The 11498-nt window shown below is 40.0% G+C and carries 9 protein-coding genes; 2 read left to right on the top strand and 7 right to left on the bottom strand.

Going from position 1 to position 11498, the window contains the following annotated elements:
• The first annotated feature begins 137 nt into the window (after nucleotides 1-137).
• Nucleotides 138-470, top strand: a complete 333-nt coding sequence (locus VQ643_RS15640) for a metalloregulator ArsR/SmtB family transcription factor (protein WP_414201331.1) — start codon at nucleotides 138-140, stop codon at nucleotides 468-470.
• Between the two features lie 131 nt (nucleotides 471-601).
• Complete coding sequence (locus tag VQ643_RS15635) at nucleotides 602-1597, top strand: cytochrome-c peroxidase (RefSeq protein ID WP_414201329.1); 996 nt, start codon at nucleotides 602-604, stop codon at nucleotides 1595-1597.
• 25 nt (nucleotides 1598-1622) lie between these two features.
• On the opposite strand, the gene VQ643_RS15630 is transcribed toward VQ643_RS15635, so the two are convergent.
• The 7 genes from VQ643_RS15630 to VQ643_RS15600 all read right to left on the bottom strand — a co-directional run bounded on the left by VQ643_RS15630 (nucleotide 1623) and on the right by VQ643_RS15600 (nucleotide 11340).
• The gene (locus VQ643_RS15630) at nucleotides 1623-2756 is read right to left on the bottom strand and encodes an AAA family ATPase (RefSeq protein WP_414201327.1); all 1134 of its coding nucleotides are present in this window, start codon (nucleotides 2754-2756) and stop codon (nucleotides 1623-1625) included.
• Entirely contained in the window at nucleotides 2749-3594 is an 846-nt protein-coding gene (locus VQ643_RS15625) for an RNA ligase family protein (RefSeq protein ID WP_414201325.1), read from the bottom strand. The genes VQ643_RS15630 and VQ643_RS15625 overlap by 8 nt, the downstream gene beginning before the upstream one ends.
• A 257-nt stretch (nucleotides 3595-3851) precedes the next feature.
• Nucleotides 3852-4712 carry a hypothetical protein gene (locus tag VQ643_RS15620; RefSeq protein ID WP_414201323.1) on the bottom strand — a complete coding sequence of 287 codons (861 nt, stop codon included), beginning with the start codon at nucleotides 4710-4712 and terminating at the stop codon, nucleotides 3852-3854.
• Nucleotides 4713-4781: 69 nt separating this feature from the next.
• Nucleotides 4782-5612, bottom strand: a complete 831-nt coding sequence (locus VQ643_RS15615) for a hypothetical protein (RefSeq protein ID WP_414201321.1) — start codon at nucleotides 5610-5612, stop codon at nucleotides 4782-4784.
• A 192-nt stretch (nucleotides 5613-5804) separates the two neighbouring features.
• Nucleotides 5805-6866 (bottom strand): linear amide C-N hydrolase, encoded by a 1062-nt coding sequence (locus VQ643_RS15610; RefSeq protein WP_414201319.1) that lies wholly within the window; start codon nucleotides 6864-6866, stop codon nucleotides 5805-5807.
• 10 nt (nucleotides 6867-6876) lie between these two features.
• Nucleotides 6877-7620: a hypothetical protein gene (locus tag VQ643_RS15605; RefSeq protein WP_414201317.1), complete on the bottom strand. Its 744-nt coding sequence runs from the start codon at nucleotides 7618-7620 to the stop codon at nucleotides 6877-6879.
• Nucleotides 7621-8754: 1134 nt separating this feature from the next.
• On the bottom strand, nucleotides 8755-11340 hold the full coding sequence (locus tag VQ643_RS15600; protein WP_414201315.1) for an autotransporter outer membrane beta-barrel domain-containing protein: 2586 nt from the start codon (nucleotides 11338-11340) through the stop codon (nucleotides 8755-8757).
• Nucleotides 11341-11498: the final 158 nt, after the last annotated feature.

The raw sequence follows: 11498 nt of genomic DNA, 5'->3' as shown, positions 1-11498 counted from the left end.
ATATATTACCAGTTATTTTAGCTACTGTTAATAAAGTAAAAATATATAGACAATAGTGGCATTTTAGTATTGTATTAACACTACTGATGTCATGACGTCAGCGTATGGAGATACAATTACACAGTGAAGGTGAAAAAATGAATGCACAAGTTGAAATACCAAGCGCAAACCTTGAGCAGCTGAAGTCTAAAGCAGAATCAGCAGGCAACTTATTAAAAGCATTAGGTAATCCAGATCGTTTACTATTACTTTGCCAATTAGTAGATGGTGAGATGAATGTACGTACTCTGGAAGATCGCTTAGGAATCATGCAGCCTACGTTATCACAACAGTTAGGTGTTTTACGTCGCGAAAACCTTGTCAATACCCGCCGCGATGGTCGCCAAATTTTCTATAGCATCAAATGCCATAAAGCACTTGCTATTACTGAGTTGCTACAAGCGTTATACAGCCAAAAAAGTGTTGCATAATGCATCCAATAGTTGCTTATTGTGAGCAATAGGCAGCTACTTGATATGCGGCAAGGCCTCTCCTTCCTAAATCATTCAGTATTTATAGTACATAACATATAAATTCGATCTGATGAGGAAGGAGTGTCAAGATGCATAAGCTATCCGTGCTTGCTCTGGGCATGCTAATTAGCACAGGTGCACTGGCTAATACAGTAAAGTCTGAGCCAATTACTCCAATTGAGCCAGCCGTTGTAGAAAACGAAGCAAAGGTTGAATTAGGTAAAAAGCTTTTCTTTGACCCACGCTTATCAAAGTCAGGCTTTATCTCGTGTAACTCATGCCACAACCTCAGCATGGGAGGCAGTGACAACCTGCCTAGTTCAATTGGTGACCGCTGGCAGCAAGGGCCAATTAACTCGCCTACTGTTTTAAACTCAAGCTTAAACTTTGTGCAGTTTTGGGACGGCCGCGCTGCTGACCTTAAAGAACAAGCGGGTGGACCTATTGCAAACCCTATGGAAATGGGCTTTACCCATGATCTTGCGGTTGATGTAGTGGCTTCTATCCCAGACTATGCAAAAACCTTTGAAGCTATTTACGGCAAGAAAAAAGTAGATATTGACCAAATTACAGATGCTATTGCTGAGTTTGAGAAAACGTTGGTAACACCTAACTCACGTTTTGACCTTTGGTTAAAAGGTGATGATAAGGCTATTACAAAGCAAGAATTAGAAGGTTATGAGCTATTTAAAAGTGTAGGTTGTGTGGCTTGTCATAATGGACCTGCAGTGGGTGGTACTTCTTTTCAAAAAATGGGTGTAGTGGCTAAATATGAAACAGTGAATCCGGCTGAAGGGCGTGGTGGCCTAACAGGTAAGGATGCTGAACGTTTTATGTTTAAAGTACCAACATTACGTAACGTAGAACTCACCTATCCTTACTTCCATGATGGTGCTTATTGGCAGTTAGAAGAGGCCGTTGATGTCATGGCGCGTTTACAGCTAGGACGCCAACTAAAAGAAGATGAGAATGCAAAAATTGTTGCTTTCTTAAAAACGTTAACAGGTGAGCAACCACAAATGCAGTTGCCTATTTTACCACCGTCAACGAAGGCTACAAAAATTCCGCAGCCGTTTGATAAGTAATAGAAAGGCAGCTTAGCTGCCTTTTTTAATGTGCGTGATACAACACATATTCTGCTTCTGTTGGCAAAGGTACTTCCCATTTATTGAACATGCTAATGAGCTTGCTATTACTTAAGCTAGTATCACGCAGATGGTTGCGTTTAAGCAGTACAGATTCAGCTTGTTCTAAATGCACTAGGGTTACCGTGGCGTGGTAAGCTAAAAGCGTATTTAACGTACGCTGGCGAACTTCCTCAGTAAGGTGGGTGGCATTCCAAATAAAATCCTGCTTTTGTGCCAGCCAAACTTTAACCTGGCTTTGTACCAAGTGAGCCACAGCACCTTCGTTTTTACCGTAAACTAAACCTAGTTTTTTTCGCGCATCATCATAAGAGGCAACAGGTAAATCAGGATAGTGTTGCGCTACCCAAGTGTTTTTACCTGTGGCCGGTAAACCGCTTAGCATAATCACATTTGAGCCTGTTTGGCTTGGATGTAAGCGAAACTCAGGCTGTATGTTGGCGCCATTAAAATACTGGAAAGCACTGTAGTTATCAGCGAAAGTAGCAGCTTTGTTGTAGCAATCTAACTCTTGAGCTAATAGGCCAAACAGCTCAATATCTTGCAGAACATTTTGTTTGCCCGCATAAATACGTCCTTGCATATCTGCTTTTGCTAAGCAACAAAGTTGCCAGACTGGAAAGCAATGTGAGAATTTTCGTAAAAGAAACTCGGGTGTTTGTTTCTGTTTGGCTTCAAGAGCAAAAAACGGCACTTGATGTACCTGAATTAAGCGACAAATAGATTCACGCAGCTGAAAGTCAAGCTGATGACGCCATAGAATAATACGAGCATCAATTGCACCACGCCGAGAATGACCAGGTTGGCGAATAGTACCGTGTTCATCACGTACTGTAGTGCTTGGCTTGGCGATATCATGTAGCAAAGCGCTTAGACATAAAGCAAAACGTTCGTCATCTGTCGCCTGTTGATAAGTACTATCATCTAGCAAGGCTCGCACCACCATTTTAGTGTGTGTCCATACATCTCCTTCACCATGAAATTCAGGTGCTTGAGGTGTTGTGGCTAATGCATTGAGTTGAGGTATAACCTCTAGCCAGTGCTCTAAATTGCCATTTTTTTCGGTTTCTTGCCAAGCAGATAGAAGTTGTTTACTCATCATCCAACTCCTTTGCTAATTGTTGCCATGTGAGTTGTGTACAGGCGCTGTAGATATCCACACGCGAATCAAGTTGGTTAGCGATATAAGGTTGTTTTAGATGATGTTCTCCCGCCTCTAATAGGGTTTGAACAAAATCATGGCGTACCCATTTAAAACGATCCACAGTTTGAGTGTCAGTTTCTACTTTTATATACAGACCTTCCATTAAGTCAGAACTATCACATTGGCGCCAAGCTTTAGTCAAATCAAGCTTTTGTTCACGAATTGTCTGCTCAAAAGCTGCTTTCCAGTATTTGGATTTGGCTAATGAGGGTGTGATTAAGGCAAGCAGCTGTTTGAGCGTGCGCGGAGCTGTCCCTTGATATAAAACAGGAACAGATAGCACAGGCCCTTGATCAAGTAGTTGTTGTCTTTGGGCTGTGGATAAAAATAGGCATTGCTCTCTATCCCAGATATCAAACTCGCAAAAAAAGTGTGGAAGTTTGTCATAAAATACAGAGTGTTTTTTATGCAACCATTCACCATACATGACATAGCGACTAGATAAGCGTTGATAGAGCCATTGCTCATGTACCATAGCCCACTGCTTAAGCAAATTAAATTGGCGCTCGCTGCCGCCACCTGTTAAATAGTGACCGCGTGATTGCAAGTGCAGTTGGCCATTGAGGCTAAAACTAATAGCACAGTTGGCACCGTCTAACTTTTCCTCTACAACGATGTAACTATTTTGCAAGGCAGTATAAGGCGTTTGCTCATGGTCGAAGTCGCCTTGTTGCAAGCGTGAGCTTTCAATATGCGCAGTGCGCGGGTATTTAATTAAATCTTGAGTATTCATTGTCTTGTTCTTTTATTAGGACGACAACGAATCGATATCTAAACGAACTACTGGGCTAAACAGTAGAGGGAGAGGATGCTAGAGCCGATGTTGTGTCAATTAATAGTTATTCATAGATATTGAAAAGGTTGAGTAATGAGATTGCTGCGCATCTTGATAAGTTTTAGCTATAAAGTCAAGGCGGGTACTGAAATAGAATACAGAGGTATAGTAAGGCAATGCCTAAGAGATAAAACTTAGGCATTGTGAGAATGTATTTAAGACGCTAACTCGCCAGCATATAATGTGATAGCACTATCTTTAAATGTATAAAGATGCGTACTTAATGCATAAGGCAGCTCAGCTGCTTTTGTATTGGCAAAATTTTTAAGTTCTTTTATTTGCTCAGGTTTTGCTGAATCAGCAATCACAAATAAAGCACGTGAGAAAATACCTAAAACAGGCTCACCCTCAAGTTCTAGGGATTCCAATAAATTATCGGTCACTAAGGCTAATGATGAATCGTAGTCGTTATCTAGCTCTAGGCGAATGCCTATCTCAGTCACACCACCTTGTAGGCGTATGTTGTGGACTCGCTGATTAAAGTTTTCCATTGCTTGGACGAATAAGTCGTCAAAGCTTTGGGTTTGGTCTTCATCATCCATTAAAAAACGCATTTGTGATTCCGAGTCTAGTGCAAAGACTAAAATTAAATCGCCTGCAATGGGCTTGAAGACAGGAGCAGTTCCTTTGGATAGCTGGGTCATTTGATCGAGCCAGTCTAAATTTTTAATGCAAGGTAATAGTGTTTCTTCGGTTAGTTGCTCTGCATTATCGCTGGTGGAGCGATTTATCATGTTAGGTAAACTTTTTAAAAGTTGCTCTACATATTGCTCATAGGCTTCTTTATCCTTGGTTTGGTAAGTCGCATATAGGTTATCTGGAAACATACTGCCAATATGTTCACCGTCTTTTGTTATTTCAATGGCAATTTCGCTGTCATCGTCTGCATTAATAACCAGCGCCTTAAGGTGTGGAAAGCGTTCTAAAATGCGTTGTTGCAGTTGTTCAGTGATTTCGCGTTTGCTGGCGGTTACTTGCTTTGTGTTACGTCCAAAAAGAGAGGATAAAAATCCCATGTTATTTCCTTATAAAAGAGTGATATATGCTAGTTAGTTTGACCTAATTCCTATTTAGATGATAGCTATTTAAGTCAAAATGATCAGCTCTTTGTGACTATTATAGGTATATAAGTTTTTAGACAATGGGTGTAAGTTTTCTAAAAATAATCCATTTAAGTGTTCGCGCAGTTGCGCCACAGATTCTGGGTTTGCACTGTCTGCTAATAACAATTGATCACGCGCAGGTAGCGCTAAAACAGGTAGGCCTTGTAGTTTAATTTGGTTTTGCCACAGATGAGGCAGTATTGCTAAGCAGTTATCATGCAAGCTGTCTAAACGAAGCTGATAACAGGCTCCTTGGTGGGATATTTCTAAGGGTATTTCAAGTAACTGTAAGTTTTCAAAGGCTAAGTTATATAAATTATCTAGTGTGTTTTCTGGACTATGCTCAGCTAATTCTTGGTAGTTAACATAACTGAGTTGATGCTGGCAGGTAAGGGTAAAGGTCACTAGTAAATCACCTGCTAACGGCATGTAAGCAGGTTGTTGGTAATTAAGACTGTACTCACTAAGCCAGGCAGTATTTTGAATAACTGGCAGCAGCAACTCATTCTCAATTGGTGTATCTGCACAAGGTAATGAATTATGAACGTTATTAACTAACTCATTTAAGTACTCAGCAAAAGTACTCGCATTTTGGCTTTTATAGAATGCATAGAGCTGCGCTGGATAGAGTACACCAATATGTTGATCAGACTGACGAATATCAATTTTTAAAGGTACTTGAATATTGCCAGTTTGTTGCAGATCTATTGTTAAGTCGGGGTAAGCGATTTTTAACTGCTTGGTTAAATCGCGGGCAATTTGTACTTCTGTTAGTCGTCTTTTGCTTAACCCCCAATGAGTTAATAAGTGCATAGCTATTCTATAAAGAGTGAGTTGGGTAAGTTCAGTCTAGAACAGCTATAGAGGTTGCCAAGTTTACTTATGAAGCTTTGTTAGCTAGATAGCTTTTTTCTTCAAGAAAAGATTAAAAGTTTGAAGTATTTGGCGTTGTTAAACGACTGCTTATACAAAAACACGCAGCCGCTGCTGCGTGTTTAAAATGCCCTATAAACCAAGAAATTTAAAGGCGGAGGTTGGTTGAAACTGATCGGAAACCTCACCTGAAAAAATATTCTTCTGGTTCTCACCTAAGTCGAGCTTCATAACCTGGCCTGTTTTGTCAGAAAAATCTACCTGTTTAAGATCAATCCAAAATACATTAGGTGTATAGGCCGACTCAAAAAAGTAACGCTGATTTTTATGATCAAAAACGGTTCTCCAGCGAGTAGATGAAATATTAGGTTGTCCCGGAGTTGTAATGCCATAGGGCACAGAAACATTGCGAATAACACTAAATACCCCAGCTAGTGCTGAACGATCGTCTGTTTTTTGAGGAATAGCATTAATATAAAAAGAGGCGCGTGCAAAACGGTCAGCGGCTCTATTAGTGCCAGGTAACAGAGACAGTCCACCAATTTCTTGCCAATACTGATTTAACGCTAGCTGGCGATCAAAGGTGGGGGAGTTCGTCATTACTTGGTAACTGCGGTTATGATGGATAACCTGCTTACCATTGATATATTCAATAATAGCACTATCACCAGTGCTATCTGAAAGTGATAAATGCAAGGTGGTCAAGCGTTGTTCGCCAGGAACATTAGCTGTAACTATTGTAAAAGGTTCTTTTTGCAGCGTTTTTACAGCCTCCTCAACGGTTGCAAAGCTATCTAATGCGTATTGGGCCCATGCAGCTAAGGTGAGTCCAGGTTTTGAGCTTTTTGAAAAATCAGGATATTGGGACTCTGCAAGCCAAAGAACATTAGCCATCAAGCCTTTTTCGTTAACACCATCAGTGGTTGAAATGTCATAACCAGAAGCAATAACGCTACCGTATTTGGATGTCCACTTAATAGAGTTTGGACCTGTCTCACCTGAGCGTTTAATACCACGTGGAAAAACCCATAAGTTAGTGCCAACATCGCGTTTCCAGTCCATGGATCGCGCCGTAATAATATTATTATCTTGGCCAAGATAAACAACACGGGTGCAAGCTTGAGCGATCATACTGCTGAGCAAAGCACCTGTTAATATAGGTATAACAGCAAGCTTTTTGAGAGAAAGAGGCATGGCTAGCTCCTTAAAAACGAACAGTTAGGCCAACAACTGGGCCTGATTGTTCAATGTCATATTTAAAGGTGTTTCCTGTAAAATCGTGGCTACGGTAGTCCTGTTTTAGGTAGCGATAGCCAAAACGTAATGTGGTAGGGAATTGTCCAAGATAGGTGCGATATCCTAAATAACCTTGCAAGTTGCGAGTTTTGCGCCGGCTACTAAATTCAGCAAAGTCCATTAGTCCTGAGAAATTCCAGCGCTCATTTAGGTCAATAGAAACGCGAGCACCAACAAAAGGTGAGCTCCAGCGCGCCGTTTTACTCAGATGGTATTGAAATTGTGGTACATAGATTTTAGCGTTTAAGTAATTCCAGCGCATACCTATTATAGGATCTAGAGTTAAATGGCGAGGTTCGCCAAAGACGGTATTGCCATCTAGTTGTTTTTCGTAGACACGATAGAAACCACCTAAAGCGTAGCTGCTTTGTTCAATGCTATTTTTAACCTTTAAGCCTTTTACATGGAATTTATCACTAGTATCAACACTGACTACGTCAATATAAGCACCAAATTGACGGTTGGTAACTTCGATGTTGCCCATAAATACAGAGTCAACATTTTTTGCTACATCATGAAAGGGAATATTGATTGTCTGCTTAAATCCTGCAATGCCCACATCACCTTTTACTTTTGCACCCCAAACAAAAGGGCTAACTAGCACTAACCAGTCACGATCAGTAGTTGAGTTTTCAGCATAAGCAGTCAACATTATAGAACTGCTCAAAACTGTAACTACGGCTAGAGCCAAAGGCTTCATATAAGGACTTCCTTATGCGATTAACAAATTTTGATTATTCCTTAAGTGAGTGCAGATGTCAGGTTTTTTTTATGTGATTTTATGAATAAAATACATTTTATTTAATTATTGCTAGGCTGTTCGTATCTTGAGGCTTCGTCTGCCAGCTAGAGGGTCCTAGTAAATACTATGTGTTCTACTGAATTTTTAATAATATTATTCTAATAGTGACGAATAACCAAAAATACTAAAATGATTAAAAATTGCCCCGTTAATTTTCTAAATAATAAGCAGACATATATGCTACTCCAGAAGGTAAAACGTAAATAGCATTGTGAGACTTCATCCTAGATAGCGAAATGGCTTTTATGAGCAGGAAATATAATAGGTAAACTGCCTGCTATTTGTTGAGGAGAATAGCAATCTGGCAGCATGGCAATGACCACTTCAAACAGCTCCGCATTATGCATTAACTTAGGTTTAGGCCGACAGTTCAGCGGGTGTGCTTGTGCGCTGAACCGACGGTGTAGTTTCCATCAAAAGTGCTATTGTGGCGTACCTCGCGGCTGATGGCTGAAGGAGATAGCGTGATTGTTTGGTCATGGCACGCAGTCTCCGTTCTTGTAATAGGTCTATGTTGTCCTTAATACGATGATCAGGCTAAGTTCATGTTGAATCTTATCGGATTGGTCAGGTGTTGCAGTCAGAATTGGAGCCTGCCGCTTATAAGAATAATTGGATTGTAGTGCTAGATAGGCTAGAGCGAGTTATTCACTGTGGGGAGCATAGTGCATTCAGTTAAACTCAATTGATTTTAAGCTTAATCTTAGATGTTTGTGTAAGCTATGTACGGTAGGTATACGAATGGATAGCTATAGCTGATTAATAAAGCAGCTAATGCATATAGTTTAAATTGGCCTTACAATAATCAGCTTGTGCATAGAGATGTAGGGCCAGTATAAGATTATTGTTTTATTTATAATGATAATCTATTTAAAGTTGATTGGCTAATATAATAATGCGATTTCAAACTTGGCCCGTTATAGGCTAACGGGCCAAAAAGCCGAGCAGGATTATTTAGGTATCGAATTAGGCAAGAAGGCTTGACTAAAATTGATAGCGAATACCTAGGTTTAAAGAATAAGGCATGCTTACATCTTTGCCCTGCATATGATTAACTTCACCATAGGCGCTAAATTTAGTACTAAACTGTGCATTTGCGCCTATCCCCACTTTAACAGCGGATCCTGACATATCATTGCTAAATCTGTGCTGGTTATCAAAGTCTACTTTATTGCTGTCAATCCATTCATGATTAACAGCTAATTTAACATAGGGCTGCAATTGCATTTGATTGATAGTTAAATCATAGCCTAGCAAGCTGCCTACTTCGGTTTTTAAGCTGCGGGCACTACCAACCTTAGCTTTTAATCCATTATCTAAGTGATAGCTTTTATTACCTGCATAAAAACCTGAAACTAATCCATAAGGCGCAGCAAACAAGGCACCATTACGGTATTTTTTGCCTAATTCAAAGGAGGCTCCTAGGCCTGAGAGGTTATACTTGCCAGAAGCTTTAGTACCTTGGCTAGTGCGTGCATTTGTATTGTGCTTAAAGTAGTTGTACTTAATAACGCTGTCAGTATACCAGCCATTATCTGCAAAAAAACTGGCATAGGCGGCTAAGGTGTAGCTGTCTACATCACCGTTGCCTCCACGTCTAAAGTCAATATCGGAGCGAGAATAGCCCGCCATTGCGCCTAAATGCCAAGTGCCATTGTTTTGTGTGATGGCATGATCACCCCCAACAACAAAACCATTCATATCTTGCTTGTAAGCAGCACCTGACTCCTTATCAACTTTGTAACGGCTGGAAATTACTCTACCCCAAGCCCCTCCCTTATGATTATTATCTAGCTCGCCTAAGCGTTGGCGCAAGGTAGTTAATTCAGCATCCCAAATGCTTGGAGTTACGTTGGCCATGGCCATTACAGCGTCAGCAGTAGGAGTGGGAAGGTTGCTTTGCTGGGTAGTTAAGTACCACTTTTCAAGGTTGTCATTGGTGTCTGTTTCGTGTTGCAACAGGTATTCAAGCATATAGGCGCCATGGTCCACATAGCGACTATTTTCATTCAATTTAAAGCTGCTAGCGAGCGATTGATCTGCAGCACTAATAAGGTGTAACCGCTGGTTGCTTATGCCTGAACCCTGATCTTTAATGGCAATAGTAAACTGCTCATTATTAAGCACATTATGTACATCTAAAAAATCACCCTGGTTAGTCTGGATATTGGTGTTCATTACAATATCGCCCTGTCCTGATAAGTCATCAATCAAGGCAACACTGAAAACATTGGTATTATTATCAAAATGAAGTTGGCCATTCTTCATTTTAAGCTGACCAATACCTAACATGGCTTTGTTGGTATTTGTAGTATTTAGAATATGTAACTGCGCACTTTCACTGCCTAGGTAAATACTTTCAGCGCTATTGCCTAAGGTGCTATATTGATCACCAGCTTCCATTAGTACAGTGCCGTGGTTCGCATTAATTAAACCTTTTGCTAAGCCACCATATTCTATAGAGGTCGTTCCGTCATTAAATAAAGTAGTATTTTTTAGCATACCGCCATTTTTAATAATTTGCCGACCGCCATTAATGAATGTTTCTTCAGCTAATCCATTTTTCTCTACTAACTGTATTCCTGAATTTTGAATAGTACTATTAATTGCGGTTGGGCTCTCCCCATGATAGTAGTAATAGTCATTCGGATCTGTAACTTCATTCCACTCACGTTCTATAGGATCCCATAGTCCACCGCGATTACTAATAATTTGTAAGCCACTAATCTCAGTGTTAGTTACTTGACCACTACGTACACGTTGGGTGCCGCCTAGATAAATTTTTGTTTGGTCAGCAGCTATGCCTTGGTTGTCATCATAGGTATCTTGATAACCACCGTTATAGATATAGGTGTAGTTAGCTCTACCACTAACATGTTGATACCCGCCGTCAATAATATGAGTGTTAAGTGCAGATCCTTCATAGATAATTTGCTGACCGCCATCCATGATACGGGTATCTTTTACTGCAGCAGAGGAGCTGCCATTAAGTTCTTGAAGTCCGCCAATAATAGTAGTGGCTTGAGCATAGGAATTACCCCCCAAAGTTTGTCGCCCACCACTGGAAATGAGTGTGTTATAGGATTGGCTGTTACTGCGTAAAGAAAAGTTACCACCTCGTTCCACTGTGACATCATAAGCAATAGCACCACTGTTTATTATCAGAAAGCCCGTGTTGGACACTCTGATATTAGTAGCAGAGTCGGTTGAACCACTTTGAAAAGGATCGCCAATCGTTATTTGTGCGGTAAGAATAGTGCTATTAAATAGATGACTATTATTCCGAAGCATGAGTTGACCTGGACCGCTATTTGGTCTTTGAATAGTGAAATTGTTTAAATAATAATTTCCTGATAAGTCAACATTACCGGAATCTTGCCACTGATCGTTAAAAAAGCTGCTAGCATCATTGTAGGCGCTGTCGTTAATAATATTATCTGGATTCGGCGTTATTTTTTCTGGTGTAAAAGCGTCAGGAAAAATCGGGGATGCATTAGCAAGATGTGAAAAAATTAAAATACTTTGAATAGCTAACGCCAAAGTACCTAACTTATAATTTACAGAGGACATTTAACACCTTTGTAGTTGAGACTTTAATACTAAAATTATACGCATTTTTTGAAATCACATTTTGCTATCGACGCTTTAGTGTTATCTATATCACATATAAATTTGGATGGAATTGTTATTTTCAGGTGCTTTATTTGTAAAATTTATTATATATCTAC

The sequence above is a fragment of the Pseudomonas sp. F1_0610 genome (genome assembly GCF_047470865.1).
In the GTDB taxonomy this organism is placed as follows: domain Bacteria; phylum Pseudomonadota; class Gammaproteobacteria; order Pseudomonadales; family Pseudomonadaceae; genus JAZDRH01.
This window is presented reverse-complemented; position numbering and strand designations above follow the sequence as displayed.

What these genes read in the sequence shown, in the direction of transcription:
- VQ643_RS15620 (WP_414201323.1), bottom strand. Translation starts at nt 4,712, where the DNA reads ATGGGATTTTTATCCTCTCTTTTTGGACGTAACACAAAGCAAGTAACC.
- VQ643_RS15635 (WP_414201329.1), top strand. Translation starts at nt 602, where the DNA reads ATGCATAAGCTATCCGTGCTTGCTCTGGGCATGCTAATTAGCACAGGT.
- VQ643_RS15600 (WP_414201315.1), bottom strand. Translation starts at nt 11,340, where the DNA reads ATGTCCTCTGTAAATTATAAGTTAGGTACTTTGGCGTTAGCTATTCAA.
- VQ643_RS15615 (WP_414201321.1), bottom strand. Translation starts at nt 5,612, where the DNA reads ATGCACTTATTAACTCATTGGGGGTTAAGCAAAAGACGACTAACAGAA.
- VQ643_RS15625 (WP_414201325.1), bottom strand. Translation starts at nt 3,594, where the DNA reads ATGAATACTCAAGATTTAATTAAATACCCGCGCACTGCGCATATTGAA.
- VQ643_RS15640 (WP_414201331.1), top strand. Translation starts at nt 138, where the DNA reads ATGAATGCACAAGTTGAAATACCAAGCGCAAACCTTGAGCAGCTGAAG.
- VQ643_RS15605 (WP_414201317.1), bottom strand. Translation starts at nt 7,620, where the DNA reads ATGTTGACTGCTTATGCTGAAAACTCAACTACTGATCGTGACTGGTTA.
- VQ643_RS15630 (WP_414201327.1), bottom strand. Translation starts at nt 2,756, where the DNA reads ATGAGTAAACAACTTCTATCTGCTTGGCAAGAAACCGAAAAAAATGGC.
- VQ643_RS15610 (WP_414201319.1), bottom strand. Translation starts at nt 6,866, where the DNA reads ATGCCTCTTTCTCTCAAAAAGCTTGCTGTTATACCTATATTAACAGGT.